Here is a 17,763-nt window from a genome sequence, read left to right as displayed (position 1 = left end):
TTCACGTCCTCGCTGAGGTGGGGGTCGGGGCCGGGGCGTGCGCGGCGGTCATCAGCGCGTGGCGCAGGTCGATCGCGGCGTGGTAGGGGCGGGCGTGGTCGCCGTTGTAGGCGAGCTCGTGCAGCAGCCGCGCCAGGTACAGCAGACGGCGCAGCGGGTCGGGGGAGGTGGGGCCGAGCAGCAGCCGCAGCACCTGGGCCCGCCACACGTCGGCGGCGTGGAAGACCTGGCGCAGCACGGCGCGCGGCCCGTCCGGCCAGTCGGCGGCACCGTCCAGCGCGCCCGTCATGGTCTCCAGGGAGTCGATGCCGAGCCGTCCGGCGCTCTCGAAGGCCGCCTCGTCGGCGGCGAAGTACTCCAGGGCCCGTTCGACCGCGACCAGGTCCTGCACCGGGGACTGCTCCGCCCACCCCGCGTCGTCCGGGCCGAGCGCCGGGGTCGACATGTCGATCACCTGCATCGACCAGCGGCCGTCGTCGCGCGGCCGGCACAGCAGATGGGACAGGTGCAGGTCACCGTGGGCGGGAGCGGACAGGAAGGCGGTGGGGCGGCTCTCGAACCCGGCGCGCAGCGCGGCGCTCTCGGCCCGCAGCGCCTCGAAGGCGGCGGCGCGGACGCCGTGCGGCAGCGCGAGGTCCACCTGCTCCAGGGCGGTCAGCCGGGCCTCGGCGCGGGCCAGCGCGTCGAGCACCGGGTACGGCCGCGGGGTGCCGCCGCCGAGCCGGGCGGCCAGGTCGCGGTGGAACCCGGTCAGGAACCGTCCGGCGTCGCGCAGATTGCCCGCCAGCGGGCGCAGATGGTCGCGGACCGTCCGCTCGACGTCGCTGCCAGCGGTCACCTTCGGCCACAGGGAGCGCATGTTCTCCCGCAGCGGGGTGTCGACGCCGTCGCCCGGGGCGTAGCGGTAGAACACGCCGAGCGGGTGCCGGGTGCCGTCGGCGGGGTCGACGTACACGTAGTCGCCGGCCCAGTCGGGGGTGCGGCCGGTGCCGTTCATCAGCCGCAGCAGCTCCGGTTCGCGGACCGGCTCGTCCAGCCGCCGGTAGGTCTTGTGCACGTACGCCGTGCCCCCGGTCTCCAGGAGCGACAGGGCGTTGGAGGACCAGCCGCGCTCGAAGGGGAGCCGGCGCAGCGGTCCGGCCGCCGGGCCCGCGCCGCGGAAGCGGACGCTGCCGCCCCGGGCGGTCCGCAGCTCCGCTCCGGCCCCGACCGCCCGCCAGACGGCCCGGTCGAACTCCAGGGCGCCGTGGGCCTCCTCCAGGCCGCCCGTGGCCGCCGGGCCGACCGGGCCCGCCGGTCCGCTCGTGCCTGCCGTACCTGTCGGAGCAGCCGTACCCGCCGGGCCGGCCGTGTCCGTCGGGCCCTCCGCCGTACCTGTCGTAGCCGCCGCGGCGGACGCCCCGGACCGGACCGGGACGAAGTACCGCTGGCCCGGCGCCGGGCCGCCGACGGCGGTCACCACCAGCAGGTGGGTGTGCTCGTCGAGTGCCACCTGGTCGGTCCGCTCGAAGCGATTGGCCCGCCGGCCGTCCTCGCTCATCCACGGGGCCGCGCGCAGCAGGGCCCCCAGTGCGTCGTTGTCCGTCATGGGCGAGTCAGCTCCCCGTCGTCTCGTAGGTGTTGACGCCGCGCCGCCACACGGCCAGGGCGAGTGCCAGCGCGCCGGCGGTCACCACGGGCAGCCAGCCGAGCAGCCCGGTCCCGCCGTGCAGCAGATAGGTGCTCGGCACGTACGCGGTGAACGCGAACGGCAGCACCCAGGTCAGCAGTCCGCGCAGCGAGGGGTGGTAGATGTCGAGCGGATAGGCGGCGAACTCCGAGACCTGGCTCGCCGCGTACATCGACGGCAGGCTCGTCACGGTCCAGAAGGACAGCGAGGCGAAGAACAGCTTCACCGAGGTGTGGATGACGGCGCCGCACAGCACCAGCAGCGGTGCCAGCAGCCACTGCTCCGGGGTCGGCGACAGACCGAGCTCGGAGCCGGCGTAGCCCACCAGGACCGCCCCGACGATCAGCTCCCCGAGCCCGTCGGGATGGAAGAACCGCTCCGACAGCAGGGAGAACAGCGGGTTCACCGGCCGGATCAGATACCGGTAGAACTCCCCGCGCTGGACGAGCTTGCGGCCCAGCTCCCACAGCTGGTCGGTGAACAGGTGGTCCAGTCCGCGCGGCAGCAGCGAGAAGCCGAGCAGGAACAGCACCTCGTGGTACGACCAGCCGCCCACGGCGGGCACCTGGCGGAAGACCAGTCCGACGACCGCGGTCTGGAGGCCGACCCGGACCAGGAACGCGCCGGCGCCCAGCAGGAAGTCCATGCGGTACGCGGTCAGCCGGTGCAGTCCGACCCCGCCGAGGAAGAGCGCGAGCCGTACGTAGCGGACCAGGGTGCGGACCGCCCGTGCCACGGGCGGCGTCGCCGGGGCGGGCGGCCGCCCGGCGGGTGCCGGATGTCCGCCGTGCGGGACGGGTTCGGTGGGTGTCATCCGCCGAGCACCTCCAGCCGGCTGAGACTGGCCCGCCACAGCACCGCGCACAGCAGGGTCAGCACGGTCACCCAGGCCAGCTGCCCGGCCAGCACCCCGGCGGCGGCCGTCCAGCCGTCGTACCGGCCCAGCAGCAGGGTGAGCGGGCCGTCCACCATGCCGCTGAACGGCAGGGCCCGTGCGAGCGTCTCCAGCGGTCCGGGCATCAGCGAGAGGGGCACCAGCTGGCCGGCGAAGAAGCCCACCACGCTCTGCTTGACCATCCGCACACCCCAGGTGTTGGTGGTGATGAAGCCGGTCATGCCGGTCAGCAGGTTCACGCAGAACGCCAGCAGCACCGACAGGGCGGTGGAGACCGCGAACAGCAGCAGGTCCAGCGGCCGGGGAGCGGTGAGCGGCACCAGCAGCGCGAACAGCCCCAGCACCGGTACGCCGACCAGGACGGCGTTGGCCCCCACCACCGGAAGGCAGGCGAAGAACCGCATCACCGGGTAGCTGACGGGCCGCACCAGCATCACCGCCACGTCACCCCGGTAGACCTCGGCGGCGACCTCGTCGTCCACCCGGTTGGTGTGCAGCACCTGGAGGAGCTGGGCCACCAGCAGGTACGTGGTGATGCTCCGCTGGTCGAAGCCGCCGGGCCCGGTGCCGGGGTTCCCGGCGTACACGGCCCGCCACAGGAAGACGGTGACGGCGGCGCCCGCCGCGGCGGTCATCGCGGTCATGGCGAACATGGAGCGGTACTGGAGCAGCGACTGGAGTCCGCTGGTGGCGAAGGGCGCGTAGGCGCGCAGACGGCTCTTCACGCGGTGCCGTTCCGTACCGCACCGTCGGCTGCCTCGCCGCTCGCCGCAGCGCCGTTCGCCGCAGCGCCGCTCGCCGCAGTGTCGCCGGCGACAGTGCCGCTCGCGGCCGTCGCGCCGTCCGGCGTGGGCCGGGAGGTGCGGGAGCGGCTGTAGATCTGCCGCAGCACGTCCTCCAGGTCCGGTTCGGGGGCGTACCAGTCGGCGAGGTCGAAGCGGTCCAGCAGGAAGGTGAGCACCTGCCGGGAGGTGTACTCGCCGGTCGGGTACTCCACGCGGATCCGGCCCTCGTCGCCGGGTACGGCGCGCACCCCGGGCAGCCCCGCCTCGATGGTGTGCAGCGCCGCCGGCACCGAGGTGCCGTCACGGTGGTCGAAGACCACCGAGCGGTGACCGGAGGTCCGTAACAGGTCGTGCAGGGAGCCCTGGTGGACCACCCGGCCGTGGTCGACGACCAGGGCGCTGTCGCAGATCGCGGCGATGTCGGCGATGTCGTGGCTGGTGAGCACCACGGTGGTGCCCAGTTCCCGGTGGGCGCGGTTGACCAGCTCGCGCACCGCGTCCTTGAGGACCATGTCCAGGCCGATGGTCGGCTCGTCCCAGAACAGCACCTCGGGGTCGTGCAGCAGGCTCGCCGCGATCTCGGCCCGCATGCGCTGGCCGAGGCTGAGCTGCCGCACGGGGGTGGTGCCGAGCGCGTCGATGTCGAGGAGTTCGCTGAACAGGGCGAGGTTGCGGCGGTGGACCGGTTCGGGGATGTCGTAGATGCGTTGCAGGATGCGGAAGGAGTCCGGGACCGACAGGTCCCACCACAGCTGGCTGCGCTGGCCGAACACCACGCCGATGCGGCGGGCGTTGAGCTGCCGGTTGCGGTAGGGCTCCAGACCGCCGACCAGGCAGCGGCCCGAGGTCGGGGTCATGATCCCGGTGAGCATCTTGATGGTGGTCGACTTGCCGGCCCCGTTCGCGCCGATGTAGGCGGTCTTGGTGCCGGCCGGGATCTCGAAGGAGACGTCGTCGACGGCGCGGACGATGCGGTGCCGGCGGGTGAACAGGGTGGAGACGCTGCCCAGCAGGCCGGGTTTGCGCTCGGCCAGCCGGAACTCCTTGACGAGGTGGTCGGCGACGATCACGCGACCACCCGCTCGATGGCCTCGCCGAGCAGCGCCACGCCCTGCTCCAAGAGGGCCTCGTCGACGGTGAACGGCGGCGCCAGGCGCAGCACGTGCCCGCCCAGCGCGACCCTGAGCCCCAGGTCGAGGGCGGTGGTGTAGACGGCGCGGGCGATGTCCGGGGCGGGGGTCCGGCTGTCGCGGTCGGTGACGAACTCCAGCCCCCACAGCAGCCCGAGTCCGCGGACCTGGCCGAGCTGGTCGAACCGCCGGTGCAACTGCGCGAGCCGGTCCTCCAGCAGCGCGCCGAGGGTGTCCACGCGCTCGATCAGCCGGTCGCGTTCGATGACCTCCAGGGTGGCGCGGGCGGCGGCGATCCCGAGCGGGTTGCTCGCGAACGTCGACGCGTACGCCCCCGGGGTGGCGGCCTCCGGCCTGCGCAGCACCTCGGAGCGGCCGGCCAGCACGGCGAACGGGAACCCGTTGGCGGTGCCCTTGGCCAGCATCGCCAGATCCGGTTCGATGCCGAGCCGCTCACTGGCGAGGAAGGCGCCCGTGCGCCCGCCGCCGGTGAGCACCTCGTCGGCGACCAGGAGCACCCCGTTGTCGCGGCAGGCCTCGCCGACCCGCTCCCAGTAGCCGGGCGGCGGCACGATCACTCCCGCGGCGCCGAGCACGGGCTCGAAGACCAGCGCGGAGACGTTCGGCTTGGTGGCGATGTGCCGGCGCACCAGCGAGGCGCAGCGCACGTCGCAGGAGGGGTACTCCAGCTCCAGCGGGCAGCGGTAGCAGTAGGGCGCGTAGCCGAGCACGCTGTTGCCGCTGAACGCCTGGTGGCCGACGTCCCAGTGCACCAGCATCCGGGCGCCCATGGTCTTGCCGTGGAAGCCGTGGCGCAGCGCGCCGATCCGGTTGCGGCCCGGCGCGGCCGTCGACTGCACGACCCGCAGGGCCGCCTCCACGACCTCCGCGCCGGTGGAGAAGAACGCGTAGGTGTCGAGGTGGTCGGGGAGCAGCCGGGCGAGCAGGTCGAGCAGGTCGGCGCGGTCCGGTGTCGCGCTGTCGTGCACGTTCCACAACCGGTGCGCCTGCGCCGTGAGCGCCTCGACGACCTCGGGGTGACCGTGACCCAGGGACTGGGTCAGGGTGCCGGCGGCGAAGTCGAGGTACTGGTTGCCGTCGAGGTCGGTCAGGACGGGACCCTTGCCCTCGGCGAACACCCGGCGCCCGTGCTCGGCCTCCTCGGAGGCGCCGGGCGCGAGATGCCGGGCCTCTCTCTCCAGTTGCCGGGCTTGCCGGAAACCTGTCACTGCGGCCCCCAGTGGGTGGACGGACTGCCTTGCGAAATCCGCGAAATGCGTTGCAGGACAACGCCGTTGGCGGTGCGAGAAGTGAGTCAAACACCCTGGCACAGAGATCGCAAGCAGTTGCTGAAACTTTCAGTTGACCCTTGCGGTCGCTTGCTCGGCTCTGCTTGAGTCTTGGTGGCCTTCCGGCCGCACCACGCCTCTTGCCCGAGGAGGGATCCGTGAGAGCACAACACCTTCAGACGGCCTCGTTACCCCGGAGGCCGAGGTGAAGGCGCTGGTCCTGGCGGGGGGCACCGGTAGTCGGCTCAGGCCGTTCACCTACTCCGGCGCGAAGCAGCTGCTTCCGATCGCCAACAAGCCCGTGCTGTTCTACGCCCTGGAGTCCCTGGCGGCGGCCGGTATCCGGGACGTCGGCGTCGTCGTCGGCGCCCACGGCCCCGCGATCCGTGAACTGACCGGTGACGGCAGCGCCTTCGGCCTGCGGATCACCTACCTCGCGCAGCCGAAGCCGTTGGGACTCGCGCACGCGGTCCTGATCGCCCGGGACTTCCTGGGCGACGACGACTTCCTGCTCTACCTGGGCGACAACTACCTCCCCCAGGGCGTCACCGAGCTGGTGCGCGGCACCGCCGGGCCCGCCGAGGCCCGGCTGCTGGTCACCCCCGTCGCCGACCCGTCCACCTTCGGCGTCGCCGAAGTGGACACCGACGGCCGGGTGCTGCGCCTGGAGGAGAAACCCGACACCCCCCGCAGCGACCTCGCCCTCATCGGCGTCTACGCGTTCAGTCCGGCCGTGCACGAGGCGGTGCGCGCCATCCGCCCCTCCGCGCGCGGCGAACTGGAGATCACCCACGCCATCCAGTGGATGATCGACCAGGGCCTGCCGGTGCGCGCCATCGTCACCAACCGGCCCTGGCGGGACACCGGCAGCGTCGAGGACATGCTGGAGGCCAACCGCGAGGTGCTCGACGGGCTGGAGGGCGCCGTCGAGGGCAAGGTCGACCCGGCCAGCACCCTGGTCGGCCGGGTCCGCGTCGCCGAGGGCGCCGTCGTGCGCGGCTCGCGCGTGGTGGGCCCGGTGGTCATCGGCGCCGGCGCCGTCATCAGCAACTCCAGCGTGGGGCCGTACACCTCCATCGGGGAGGACTGCCGGGTCGAGGACAGCGCCATCGAGTACTCTGTCCTGCTGCGCGGCGCCCAGGTGGAGGGGGCCGTCCGCATCGAGGCCTCCCTCATCGGCCGCGGTGCCGTGGTGGGGCAGGCCCCCCGTCCCCCGCAAGCCCACCGTCTCGTGATCGGCGACCACAGCAAGGTGCATCTCACCTCATGAGCCCACGCATCCTCGTCACCGGCGGAGCCGGCTTCATCGGATCCGCCTACGTCCGTTCCCTGCTCGGCCCGGACGGCCCCGGCGGCACGGCCGTGACCGTCCTGGACAAGCTCACCTACGCGGGCAGCGTGGCCCGCCTCGATCCGGTGTTCGCCCACCCCGACCTGACCTTCGTCCAGGGCGACGTGTGCGACGCGCCGCTGGTGGCGTCGCTGATGGCCGGGCACGACCAGGTCGTGCACTTCGCGGCGGAGTCGCACGTCGACCGTTCCATCGCGGACGGCGGCGACTTCACCCGGACCAACGTGGTCGGCACCCAGGTCCTGCTGGACGCCGCCCTGCGGCACGGAGTGCGCACCTTCGTGCAGGTCTCCACCGACGAGGTGTACGGATCGCTGCCGACCGGCGCGGCGAAGGAGACCGACCGGCTGCGCCCGTCGTCGCCGTACGCGGCCTCCAAGGCGGCCGCCGACCTCATCGCCCTGGCCCATCACCACACGCACGGCCTCGACGTCCGGGTCACCCGCTGCTCCAACAACTTCGGCCCCTACCAGCACCCCGAGAAACTCGTCCCGCGTTTCCTCACCGCCCTCCTGGAGGGCGGCACCGTCCCGCTCTACGGCGACGGCCTCCAGATCCGCGACTGGCTGTACGTCGACGACCACGTCCGAGCGCTCGAACTGGTCCGGCTGTCGGGCCGGCCGGGCGAGATCTACAACATCGGCGGCGGCACCTCCCTCACCAACCTAGACCTGACCCACCGTCTGCTCGCGCTGTGCGGCGCGGGCCCCGAGCGGATCGTCACCGTCGAGGACCGCAAGGGGCACGACCGCCGCTACGCGGTGGACCACACCAAGATCACCACCGAGCTGGGCTACCACCCGCGCAGCGACTTCGCCGCCGACCTGGCCGCGACCGCCGAGTGGTACAAGCGGCACCCCGACTGGTGGCGCTCCCTGCTCACGGCGCGGTAGAGCACCGGCCGTACCGGTCGCGGGCCGGTACGACCGACCGCGAACGGACCGCCGTGGCGTCCGGCCCCGGCGTCCGGTCGCGGCGTTCAGTCACCGCGTTCAGGCACGGCGTTCAGGCACGGCGCGCGGCCGGCGGCCGTCCGTGCCGTGCGGTCGGCCGCCGTCCGTGCGGCGCGGACGCGGTCGACCCCCTGACCACCAGCTCGGGCATGATGACGAACTCGGTGTGCGGGGAGGGGTTCCCGGCCATCTCCTCCATCAGCGCCTCGACGGCGATCTGCCCCATCGACTGCACCGGCTGCCGGATCGTCGTCAGCGGCGGATCGGTGAAGGCGATGATGGGCGAGTCGTCGAACCCGATCACCGAGACGTCCCCGGGCACCGTCAGCCCGCGCTGCCGTGCGCTGCGGACGGCGCCGAGGGCCATCATGTCGCTGGCGCACACGACGGCCGTGCACCCCTGGTCGAGCAGCGCCGACGCCGCGGCCTGGCCGCCCTCCAGGGTGAACAGGGAGTGCCGGATCAGCTCGCCGGCCGCCTCGGGCGACAGCCCCAACTGCTCCCGTACGGCGCTGCGGAAGCCCTCGATCTTGCGCTGCACCGGCACGAACCGCTCGGGCCCGAGCGCCAGTCCGATCCGGGTGTGCCCGAGCGCCGTCAGATGGGTCACCGCCAGGGCCATGGCGAAGCGGTCGTCGGGGGAGACGAACGGCGCCCGGATGGCGGGGGAGAACCCGTTGACGAGGACGAAGGGCACCTTCTCCTCGTGCAGCCGGTCGTAGCGGCCGGTGTCGGCGGTGGTGTCGGCGTGCATACCGGAGACGAAGATGATCCCGGCCGCTCCCCGGGCCACCAGCATGTCGGTGAGCTCGTCCTCCGTCGACCCTCCCGGGCTCTGCGCCGCCAGGACCGGGGTTCGCCCGAGGCGGGTCAAAGCCTGCCCGATGACCTGGGCCAGCGCGGGGAAGAACGGGTTGTCCAGCTCGGGGGTGACGAGCCCCACCAGGTCCGCGCGGGGCCGCAGCCGGGGCGGCCGTTCGTAGCCGAGGACGTCGAGCGCGGCGAGGACGGACGCGCGGGTGTCCGAGGCGACGCCACGCGCACCGTTGATCACGCGGCTGACGGTGGCCTTGCTGACCCCCGCCCGGGCTGCGATGTCGGCGAGTCGCGCGGTCATGGCAGTGGACTGTACCTGTTGGCCTGCGCGTTGCCCACCGCGTTGCTTCACACCTCCCCCTCGGTACTTGCAGAAAACACTTACAGAACCTGTCCGTACCGATAGCGGACGGAAGGGTTCATTCCAGAGGTACCGCCCCTGGTCGGAGTCGCCCCGGCCGGTCCGGCGCGTGCCGCTGTTCGGCCAACTCCCGTTCAGCACAAGGAAAATTGGCCGGAATCTACTTGCTGTAACTTGCCGCAAGACCTTTCGGGAACTTTTCAACCCTGTTACGTTCCTGGCTACCCGGCGCCGCGAGGCAGCGGCCAGCGGGAGGCGACCTGCGCCCCCGCCCTCTTCCGGGATCCAGTCGAAGGAGTTCACATGCGGCGTGGCATTGTGGCCACCGCGCTGATCGCAGCCGTCGCCCTGACGGCGACGGCCTGTGGCGACGACAGCGACGACAGCACCAAGGGCGGCGGCTCCGGGAAGGAGCTCTCGGGCACCGTCACCTTCTGGGACACCTCCAACGAGGCCGAGAAGGAGACCTACCAGGCGCTCGCCGAGGCCTTCGAGAAGGAACACCCCAAGGTCGACGTCAAGTACGTCAACGTGCCCTTCGGCGAGGCGAACGCCAAGTTCAAGAACGCGGCCGGCGGCAACTCCGGCGCCCCCGACGTGATGCGCACCGAGGTCGCCTGGGTCGCGGACTTCGCCAGCATCGGCTACCTCGCCCCGCTCGACGGCACCGCCGCGCTCGACGACGAGGCGGACTACCTCCCGCAGGCGGCGGCCAGCACCGAGTACGAGGGCAAGACCTACGCGGTGCCCCAGGTGATCGACACCCTGGCGCTCTTCTACAACAAGCAGCTGCTCAAGGACGCGGGCGTCGAAGTTCCCACCTCCCTCACCGAGTTGAAGACCGCGGCCACCGAGATCGAGAAGGAGACCGGCGCCACCGGCCTCTACCTGCGCGGCGACGACCCGTACTGGTTCCTGCCCTACCTCTACGGCGAGGGCGGCGACCTGGTCGACGAGAAGACCAAGAAGATCACCATCGACGACGAGCCCGGCGTCAAGGCCTACCAGGCGATGAAGGACCTGGTCGACAGCAAGGCCGCCATCACGGACGCGGCCGACGGCTGGAACAACATGCAGAACGCCTTCAAGTCGGGCAAGGTCGCCATGATGATCAACGGCCCCTGGGCCATCGAGGACGTCAAGAGCGGCCAGAAGTTCGAGGACCCGGCCAACCTCGGCGTCGCCCCCGTCCCGGCCGGCAGCGTCAAGGCCGGCTCCCCGCAGGGCGGCTGGAACCTGTCGGTGTACGCCGGCTCGAAGAACCTGGACGCCTCCTACGCCTTCGTGAAGTACATGAGCTCGGCCAAGGTCCAGCAGCAGACCACCGAGAAGCTCAGCCTGCTGCCCACGCGCACCTCCGTGTACGAGGTCCCGTCCGTCGCGGGCAACGAGATGGTGAAGTTCTTCAAGCCCGCCGTCGACAAGGCCGTCGAGCGCCCCTGGATCGCCCAGGGCAACGCCCTGTTCGAGTCGATCCGCGTCCAGATGGCGAACGTCCTGGCGGGCAAGACCACGCCGCAGCAGGCCGCCGAGGAGAACGGCGAGGCCTACCGCAAGCTCCTCAAGGACTACCAGTAGGTCCCGGGAAGGCTGACCCACCCATGGCTGTCGACACCACCCGGTCGACGGTGGAGACCACGGGAGCCCCGGCTCCCCGTGGTCGCCGCCGCAGCACCGACAAGCATCCGGGCCGGCTGCGCCGCGCCCTGGCCACCCACTGGTACGCCTGGAGCATGGTCGCCCCCGTGGTGATCGTGATCGGCGTCATCATCGGCTACCCCCTCGCCCGCGGCCTCTACCTGTCCTTCACCGACGCCAACGAGGCCAACGTCGAGCGCACCATCGGCGTCAACCACATCCCGGCCACGTACGAGAACGTCGGACTCGACAACTACACGTCGATCCTCACCGACGACGTGTTCTGGGACCGGCTCACCTGGACCGTCGTGTGGACGGTCACCTGTGTGGCTCTCTCCTTCGGGCTGGGCCTGGTCCTGGCCGTCATGCTCAACCGCAGACTCGCCGGCCGCGGCGTCTACCGCACCGCGCTGATCCTGCCCTGGGCCGTCCCGGCGTTCGTGTCCGTCTTCACCTGGCGGCTGCTGTTCAACGAACGCAGCGGGCTGTTCAACACGCTGCTCACCGGCGCCGGCTTCGAGCAGATCTCCTGGCTCAACGACCCGACCTGGGCGAAGATCTCCGTCATCGCCGTCAACGTCTGGCTCGGCGTCCCGTTCATGCTCATCGCCCTCCTCGGCGGACTCCAGGCGATCCCCGGCGACCTGTACGAGGCGGCCGAGATGGACGGGGCCGGCCCCTGGCAGCGCTTCCGTCACATCACCCTGCCCGGACTGCGCTCCGTCTCCAGCACGGTCGTCCTGCTCAGCGCCATCTGGACGTTCAACATGTTCCCGGTGATCTTCCTGCTGACCCGGGGCGGCCCGGGCGACGCCACGGAGATCCTCGTGACCTACGCCTACCGGCTGTCCTTCGTCATCAGCCCGCGCGACTACGCCGGATCCGCCGCCTGGGGCGTGCTGATCCTGCTCCTCCTCGCCCTCTTCGCGGCGGGCTACCGCCGCGCGCTCCGCAAGCAGGGAGACGTCTGGTGACCGACACGACCCCGTCCACACCCGCCGGTGCCGTAGCCACCACCGCCCCGCGGCGCGGGGGCCGCGGGCGCGGCGAACGCCCCCTGATCGCCTCGGTGGGACTGCACGCGGGGCTGCTGGTGGCCGCCGTCGTCGCGGTGTTCCCGCCGCTGTGGCTGGTGGTGACCTCGTTCAAGCCGAAGTCCGACGCTTTCGACACCTCGCTGGTCAAGGACTTCACGCTGGGCAACTACCGCCATGTCGTGCAGGACACCGACTTCCTCGCCTGGCTCCAGAACTCCCTGCTCGTCGTCGGCCTGACCACCCTGGTCGGCGTCTTCATCTCCGCCACCACCGGCTACGCGGTCAGCCGCTTCCGGTTCCCCGGCACGCGTCCGCTGATGTGGATGCTGCTGCTCACCCAGATGTTCCCGGTCGCGGTCCTGATCGTCCCGCTGTACAACCTGCTGGCCGGCCTGGGGCTGCTCAACCAGCCGCTGGGCCTGGTCGTCACCTACCTCACCGTCGCGGTGCCGTTCTGCGCCTGGATGATGAAGGGCTACTTCGACGGCATCCCGGTGGAGATCGACGAGGCCGGCCGGGTCGACGGGCTCACCCCGTTCGGCACGTTCTGGCGGCTGGTGCTGCCGCTGGCCAAGCCGGGCCTGGCGGTCACCGCGTTCTACACCTTCATCACCGGCTGGGCCGAAGTGGCCTACGCCTCCGCGTTCATGACCGGCGAGGAGAACCTCACGCTCGCCGGCGGTCTGCAGACCTTCGTCAACCAGTACACGAGCGACTGGGGATCCCTGACCGCCGCCGCCGTGATCATCGCGGTTCCCGCCGCGATCGTCTTCGGCCTCGTCCAGCGGCACCTCGTCTCGGGCCTCACCGCGGGCGCCACCAAGTCCTGACCGTCCTCTCGCAGGAAGAGAAGACATGACCCAGTACCTGACCGAACCCGTCCCCGGCGTCGAAGGCGCCGGCGGCCCCGACCGCCCGGAATGGTGGCGGGACGCCGTCATCTACCAGGTCTACCCGCGCAGTTTCGCCGACAGCAACGGCGACGGCGAGGGCGACCTGGAAGGGGTGCGGACCCGGTTGCCGTACCTGAGGGAACTCGGCGTCGACGCCGTCTGGCTCAGCCCCTTCTACGTCTCCCCGCAGGCCGACGGCGGCTACGACGTGGCCGACTACCGGGCCGTCGACCCCATGTTCGGCACCCTGCTCGACGCCGACGCCGTGATCCGCGACGCCCACGCCCTGGGCCTGCGCGTCATCGTCGACGTGGTCCCCAACCACTGCTCCGACCAGCACGACTGGTTCCGCCGGGCGCTGCGGGAGGGCCCCGGCTCCCCGCTGCGGGAGCGGTTCCACTTCCGCCCCGGACGCGGCACAGACGGCGGCGAGCCGCCCAACGACTGGGAGTCCGTCTTCGGCGGACCCGCCTGGACCAGGACCACGAACCCGGACGGCACACCGGGGGAGTGGTACCTGCACCTGTTCGCCCCCGAGCAGCCCGACTTCAACTGGGACAGCCCGGCCGTCCGGGACGAGTTCCGCTCCGTGCTGCGGTTCTGGCTGGACATGGGCGTCGACGGCTTCCGCATCGACGTCGCCCACGGCCTGGTGAAGGCCGCCGGGCTGCCCGACCTCGGCCACCGCGAGCAACTGAAGCTGCTGGGCAACCAGGCCCTGCCGTTCTTCGACCAGGACGGCGTGCACGAGATCTACCGTTCCTGGCGCGAGATCCTCGACGAGTACCCGGGCCCGCGCATCGGCGTCGCCGAGGCCTGGACGCCCAGCGCCGAGCGCACCGCGTTCTACCTGCGCGCCGACGAACTGCACCAGGCGTTCAACTTCCACTACCTGGGCACCGGCTGGGACGCCGGCGCGCTGCGGGCCACCATCGACGAGTCCCTCGACGCGATGCGCACCGTCGGCGCGCCGAGCACCTGGGTCCTGTCCAACCACGACGTCGTACGGCACGCCACCCGCCTCTCCGACGGCGATCCCGGGCGCGGACTGCGCCGGGCCCGCGCGGCCACCCTGCTGATGCTGGCGCTGCCCGGCTCCGCCTACGTCTACCAGGGCGAGGAACTCGGCCTGCCCGAGGTGACCGACCTGCCCGACGAGGTGCGCCAGGACCCGTCGTTCTTCCGGGACAACGGCCAGGACGGGCTGCGCGACGGCTGCCGGGTGCCCATCCCCTGGTCGGGGACCGAGCCGCCGTACGGCTTCGGACCCGTCGGCGGACCGGCCTGGCTGCCCCAGCCGGCGAGCTGGGCGGACCTGTCCGTCGAGGCGCAGTCCGGCGACCCCGACTCCACCCTGGAGCTGTACCGCAGCGCGCTGGCGCTGCGCCGGGACCATGCCGCGCTGGGGGCCGGCGACCGGGTGGAGTGGCTGGACGCCCCCGAGGGCGTCCTCGTCTTCCGCCGCTCCTCGCGCCGGCCCGGGAGCGAGCCGTACCGGTCCGACCTGGTCTGCACCGTGAACACCACGGACGCGCCCGTCCGGCTGCCGTCGCCGGGCCGGATCCTGCTGAGCAGCGATGCCTCCGTGGACGCCGCCGACGAGGTCGAGCTGCCGGCGGACTGCACTGTCTGGTGGGCTGTGGTGTGACGCTCTCCCTGCCGCGGGGCGTCGACCGAGGCGTCCCGCGGCTCCTGGACATCGCCTCCCAGGCGCAGGTCAGCGAGGCCACCGTCAGCCGGGTGCTCAACGGCAAGCCGGGGGTGGCGGCCGGCACCCGGCGGCGGGTGCTGGCCGCCCTCGACGTCCTCGGCTACGAGCGGCCCGTCCGGCTCAGCCAGCGCAGCGCGGGCCTGGTCGGCCTCGTCATCCCGGAGCTCACCAATCCCATCTTCCCGGCCTTCGCGCAGGTCATCGAGCAGGTGCTGGCCGGGCACGGGTACACGCCCGTGCTGTGCACCCAGATGCCCGGCGGAGCCACCGAGGACGAGCTGGTGGAGCAGTTGCTGGAGCGGGACGTCACCGGCATCGTCTTCCTGTCCGGGCTGCACGCCGACCTCACCGCCGACCCCACCCGGTACCACAAGCTCGCCAGCCGGGGCATGCCGTTCGTGCTGGTCAACGGCTTCAACGAGCAGATCAGGGCGTCGTGCGTCTCCTCGGACGACCGGTCGGCCATCCGCATGGCCGTACGGCACCTCACCGACCTGGGGCACGAGCGGGTGGGGCTCGCCATCGGCCCCACCCGGTTCGTGCCGTCGTGGCGCAAGGCCGAGGCGTTCGCGGTGGCGGTGCGCAGCGAGCTGGGCGTGCCCCGCGAGGCGATCGGACGGAGCATCAGACGGACCCTGTTCACCGTGGAGGGCGGCCACGCGGCGGGTGGCGCGCTGCTGGACCAGGGGTGCACCGGCATCGTCTGCGGCAGCGATCTCATGGCGCTGGGGGTGATCCGCGCGGCGCGCGAGCGCGGGCGGGAGGTACCCGGTGACGTCTCGGTGATCGGGTTCGACGACTCGCCCCTCATCGCCTTCACGGATCCGCCGCTCACCACGGTGCGCCAGCCCGTCCAGGCCATGGCGACGGCCGCGGTGGACGCGCTGCTGGAGGAGATCGACGGAAACCCCGTGCAGCGGACGGAGTTCGTGTTCCAGCCGGAGCTGGTGGTGCGGGGCTCGACCGCGCGGTGGAACGCGTGAGGCGGCCGTGTGGGGGAGGCCCCGCGGCCGGCCCTGGTCGGGGCAGCGGGGCGGCAGTGGGCCGCGGGGCCTCGCTCGTGCAACCGGTCCGGCGGGCCGGGCGCGTGAGGGCGTCGGACGTACGTCCCGTCCCTCCGGCGCACCGGACCGGAAGTGCGGTTGAACGTAACACCGTTGCAACGGTTGCGAAAGAGTTTTCAGCCAGTCAAAACCCGTACGCCCGGCTGACCTTGGGCTTCTTCGACAAGACGAACGAGCTCTTGCGCCACCTGTTGACCAACGGTGAGGAGACTCGTACGGTCACGACCGCAAGAAGTTCTGCCGTGTTTCAGCAAGAACCGTCAACAGGCCCCCAGGCACGGCGCGTTGCTGCGTGAGGCCTCTCATCCGCATTCCCCCCACGTGCGTGGATCAGGAGGAACCATGGCCAGGAGAACCGTGGCCGCTGCACTCGCCATTGTCGCGGGAGCCGCTGTGGCCGTCACGGTGCCGGGTACCGCTCAGGCGGCGCCTCCCGGCGACAAGGACGTCACGGCCGTGATGTTCGAATGGAAGTTCAGCTCGGTCGCCCAGGCGTGCACGGACTCGCTCGGACCCGCCGGGTACGGGTACGTCCAGGTGTCCCCGCCCAACGAGCGCATCCAGGGCACCCCGTGGTGGACCGCGTACCAGCCCGTCAGCTACAAGATCGACACCAGGCTGGGTGACCGGACCGCCTTCTCGTCCATGGTGAGCACCTGCCACGCCGCCGGCGTCAAGGTTGTCGTGGACACGGTAATCAACCACATGGCGAACAGCTCCGGAACGGGTTCCGGCGGCTCCACGTTCAGCAAGTACGACTACCCGGGCACCTACTCCGCGGCCGACATGGACGACTGCACGGCCTCGATCAGCAACTACGCGGACGCCTGGAACGTCCAGCACTGCGAGCTGGGCGGCCTGCCCGACCTCGACACCGGCGAGGAGTACGTCCGCAAGACGATCGCCGGCTACATGAACGACCTGCTCTCGCTCGGCGTCGACGGCTTCCGCATCGACGCGGCCAAGCACATCGACCCGGCGGACCTGAGCAACATCAAGAGCAGGCTCACCAACTCCAGTGTCTACTGGAAGCAGGAGACCATCGGCGCCTCCGGCGAGGCGGTGCAGCCCAGCCAGTACACGGGCACCGGCGACGTCCAGGAGTTCACCTACGGCCGCGACCTCAAGCGCGTCTTCAACAGCGAGAAGCTGTCGTACCTGAAGAACTTCGGCGAGGCCTGGGGCTACGTCTCCAGCTCCACCGCCTCCGTGTTCGTCACCAACCACGACACCGAGCGCACCGGCACCACCCTCACCTACAAGGACGGCGCCAACTTCACCCTGGCGAACGTCTTCATGCTGGCCTGGCCCTACGGCTCCCCGGACGTCCACTCGGGCTACGAGTTCTCCGACAGCGACGCCGGACCGCCCAACAACGGCCAGGTGAACGCCTGCTACACCGAGGGCTGGAAGTGCCAGCACGCCTGGACCGAGATCGCGAGCATGGTCGGGTGGCGCAACACCGCCGGCGACGCCGCGGTCACCAACTGGTGGGACAACGGCAACAACGCCATCGCGTTCGGCCGCGGCAGCAACGCCTACGTGGTGATCAACCACGAGTCGTCGTCGCTGACCAGCACCTTCCAGACCTCCCTGGCCGCGGGCACCTACTGCGACGTCCAGAGCAACCAGCCCGTCACCGTGAACAGCTCCGGCCAGTTCACCGCCACGCTCGGCTCCAACACCGCGCTCGCCCTGCACACCGGGGCGACCACGTGCGGCGACGACGAGAGCGAGGAGCCCGTCGTCAGCACCGGCGCGTCGTTCAACGTCAACGCCACCACGGTCTACGGCGAGAACATCTACGTCACCGGCAACCAGAGCGCGCTCGGCAACTGGAACACCGCGAGCGCGCTCAAACTCGACCCGACGAGCTACCCCGTGTGGAAGCTCGACGTCGAACTGACCGCCGGAACGTCCTTCGAGTACAAGTACATCCGCAAGGACGCCTCCGGCAACGTCACCTGGGAGAGCGGCAGCAACCGCACCGCCACCGTCCCGTCCAGCGGCAAGATCACGTTGAGTGACACCTGGCGCAGCTGAGCCGGTCACCCCTCACGGTCTTGCCCCCCACGACCGCCCGGCGTCCTCCCGCGAGCAGTTCTACCTGCTCCTGCCGGACCGTTTCGCCAACGGGTCGACCTCCAACGACGAGGGCGGCCTGACCGGCG

At 71.3% G+C, this 17,763-nt stretch carries 14 protein-coding genes; 8 read left to right on the top strand and 6 right to left on the bottom strand.

Features of this window, described 5'->3' with window-relative positions; translation table 11 throughout:
• Window position 1: 1 nt before the first annotated feature.
• From ACIP67_RS39735 to ACIP67_RS39715, 5 genes are read right to left on the bottom strand one after another with little or no spacing between them, the layout of a single operon-like run.
• Window positions 2-1,588, bottom strand: a complete 1,587-nt coding sequence (locus ACIP67_RS39735; protein WP_401698721.1) for a hypothetical protein — start codon at window positions 1,586-1,588, stop codon at window positions 2-4.
• 7 nt (window positions 1,589-1,595) lie between these two features.
• Window positions 1,596-2,483 (bottom strand): ABC transporter permease, encoded by an 888-nt coding sequence (locus ACIP67_RS39730; protein WP_401698718.1) that lies wholly within the window; start codon window positions 2,481-2,483, stop codon window positions 1,596-1,598.
• Window positions 2,480-3,289 carry an ABC transporter permease gene (locus tag ACIP67_RS39725; protein ID WP_401698715.1) on the bottom strand — a complete coding sequence of 270 codons (810 nt, stop codon included), beginning with the start codon at window positions 3,287-3,289 and terminating at the stop codon, window positions 2,480-2,482. Before ACIP67_RS39725 ends, ACIP67_RS39730 begins: the two co-directional genes overlap by 4 nt.
• Window positions 3,286-4,419, bottom strand: coding sequence for an ATP-binding cassette domain-containing protein (locus ACIP67_RS39720; RefSeq protein ID WP_401698712.1), 1,134 nt, complete (start codon window positions 4,417-4,419; stop codon window positions 3,286-3,288). The genes ACIP67_RS39725 and ACIP67_RS39720 overlap by 4 nt, the downstream gene beginning before the upstream one ends.
• On the bottom strand, window positions 4,416-5,708 hold the full coding sequence (locus tag ACIP67_RS39715; RefSeq protein ID WP_401698709.1) for an aspartate aminotransferase family protein: 1,293 nt from the start codon (window positions 5,706-5,708) through the stop codon (window positions 4,416-4,418). Before ACIP67_RS39715 ends, ACIP67_RS39720 begins: the two co-directional genes overlap by 4 nt.
• A gap of 265 nt (window positions 5,709-5,973) precedes the next feature.
• Between ACIP67_RS39715 and ACIP67_RS39710 the strand changes: the two genes are divergently transcribed.
• Both ACIP67_RS39710 and rfbB read left to right on the top strand, forming a co-directional pair.
• The gene (locus ACIP67_RS39710; protein ID WP_401698706.1) at window positions 5,974-7,038 is read left to right on the top strand and encodes a glucose-1-phosphate thymidylyltransferase; all 1,065 of its coding nucleotides are present in this window, start codon (window positions 5,974-5,976) and stop codon (window positions 7,036-7,038) included.
• Window positions 7,035-8,012: a dTDP-glucose 4,6-dehydratase gene (rfbB, locus tag ACIP67_RS39705; protein WP_401698703.1), complete on the top strand. Its 978-nt coding sequence runs from the start codon at window positions 7,035-7,037 to the stop codon at window positions 8,010-8,012. The genes ACIP67_RS39710 and rfbB overlap by 4 nt, the downstream gene beginning before the upstream one ends.
• Window positions 8,013-8,124: 112 nt before the next feature.
• On the opposite strand, the gene ACIP67_RS39700 is transcribed toward rfbB, so the two are convergent.
• Window positions 8,125-9,189: a LacI family DNA-binding transcriptional regulator gene (locus ACIP67_RS39700; protein WP_401698701.1), complete on the bottom strand. Its 1,065-nt coding sequence runs from the start codon at window positions 9,187-9,189 to the stop codon at window positions 8,125-8,127.
• A 363-nt stretch (window positions 9,190-9,552) separates the two neighbouring features.
• On the opposite strand from ACIP67_RS39700, the gene ACIP67_RS39695 reads away from it, so the two are divergent.
• From ACIP67_RS39695 to ACIP67_RS39670, 6 genes are all read left to right on the top strand, one after another.
• Window positions 9,553-10,827, top strand: coding sequence for an extracellular solute-binding protein (locus ACIP67_RS39695; RefSeq protein WP_401698698.1), 1,275 nt, complete (start codon window positions 9,553-9,555; stop codon window positions 10,825-10,827).
• Window positions 10,828-10,850: 23 nt separating this feature from the next.
• Window positions 10,851-11,861: a carbohydrate ABC transporter permease gene (locus tag ACIP67_RS39690; protein ID WP_401698695.1), complete on the top strand. Its 1,011-nt coding sequence runs from the start codon at window positions 10,851-10,853 to the stop codon at window positions 11,859-11,861.
• Window positions 11,858-12,754 (top strand): sugar ABC transporter permease, encoded by an 897-nt coding sequence (locus tag ACIP67_RS39685; RefSeq protein ID WP_401698693.1) that lies wholly within the window; start codon window positions 11,858-11,860, stop codon window positions 12,752-12,754. Before ACIP67_RS39690 ends, ACIP67_RS39685 begins: the two co-directional genes overlap by 4 nt.
• 25 nt (window positions 12,755-12,779) lie before the next feature.
• Entirely contained in the window at window positions 12,780-14,465 is a 1,686-nt protein-coding gene (locus ACIP67_RS39680) for a glycoside hydrolase family 13 protein (RefSeq protein ID WP_401698690.1), read from the top strand.
• Window positions 14,462-15,511 (top strand): LacI family DNA-binding transcriptional regulator, encoded by a 1,050-nt coding sequence (locus tag ACIP67_RS39675; RefSeq protein WP_401698687.1) that lies wholly within the window; start codon window positions 14,462-14,464, stop codon window positions 15,509-15,511. The genes ACIP67_RS39680 and ACIP67_RS39675 overlap by 4 nt, the downstream gene beginning before the upstream one ends.
• A gap of 423 nt (window positions 15,512-15,934) precedes the next feature.
• On the top strand, window positions 15,935-17,635 hold the full coding sequence (locus ACIP67_RS39670; protein WP_401698684.1) for a carbohydrate-binding module family 20 domain-containing protein: 1,701 nt from the start codon (window positions 15,935-15,937) through the stop codon (window positions 17,633-17,635).
• Window positions 17,636-17,763: the final 128 nt, after the last annotated feature.

The organism is Streptomyces sp. NPDC088812 (genome assembly GCF_044750285.1).
Taxonomy (GTDB): domain Bacteria; phylum Actinomycetota; class Actinomycetes; order Streptomycetales; family Streptomycetaceae; genus Streptomyces.
This window is presented reverse-complemented; position numbering and strand designations above follow the sequence as displayed.

Excerpts from the sequence above, each read along its gene's own strand:
- ACIP67_RS39695 (WP_401698698.1), top strand. The coding sequence starts at position 9,553 with ATGCGGCGTGGCATTGTGGCCACCGCGCTGATCGCAGCCGTCGCCCTG.
- ACIP67_RS39735 (WP_401698721.1), bottom strand. The coding sequence starts at position 1,588 with ATGACGGACAACGACGCACTGGGGGCCCTGCTGCGCGCGGCCCCGTGG.
- rfbB (WP_401698703.1), top strand. The coding sequence starts at position 7,035 with ATGAGCCCACGCATCCTCGTCACCGGCGGAGCCGGCTTCATCGGATCC.
- ACIP67_RS39690 (WP_401698695.1), top strand. The coding sequence starts at position 10,851 with ATGGCTGTCGACACCACCCGGTCGACGGTGGAGACCACGGGAGCCCCG.
- ACIP67_RS39730 (WP_401698718.1), bottom strand. The coding sequence starts at position 2,483 with ATGACACCCACCGAACCCGTCCCGCACGGCGGACATCCGGCACCCGCC.
- ACIP67_RS39680 (WP_401698690.1), top strand. The coding sequence starts at position 12,780 with ATGACCCAGTACCTGACCGAACCCGTCCCCGGCGTCGAAGGCGCCGGC.
- ACIP67_RS39670 (WP_401698684.1), top strand. The coding sequence starts at position 15,935 with ATGGCCAGGAGAACCGTGGCCGCTGCACTCGCCATTGTCGCGGGAGCC.
- ACIP67_RS39700 (WP_401698701.1), bottom strand. The coding sequence starts at position 9,189 with ATGACCGCGCGACTCGCCGACATCGCAGCCCGGGCGGGGGTCAGCAAG.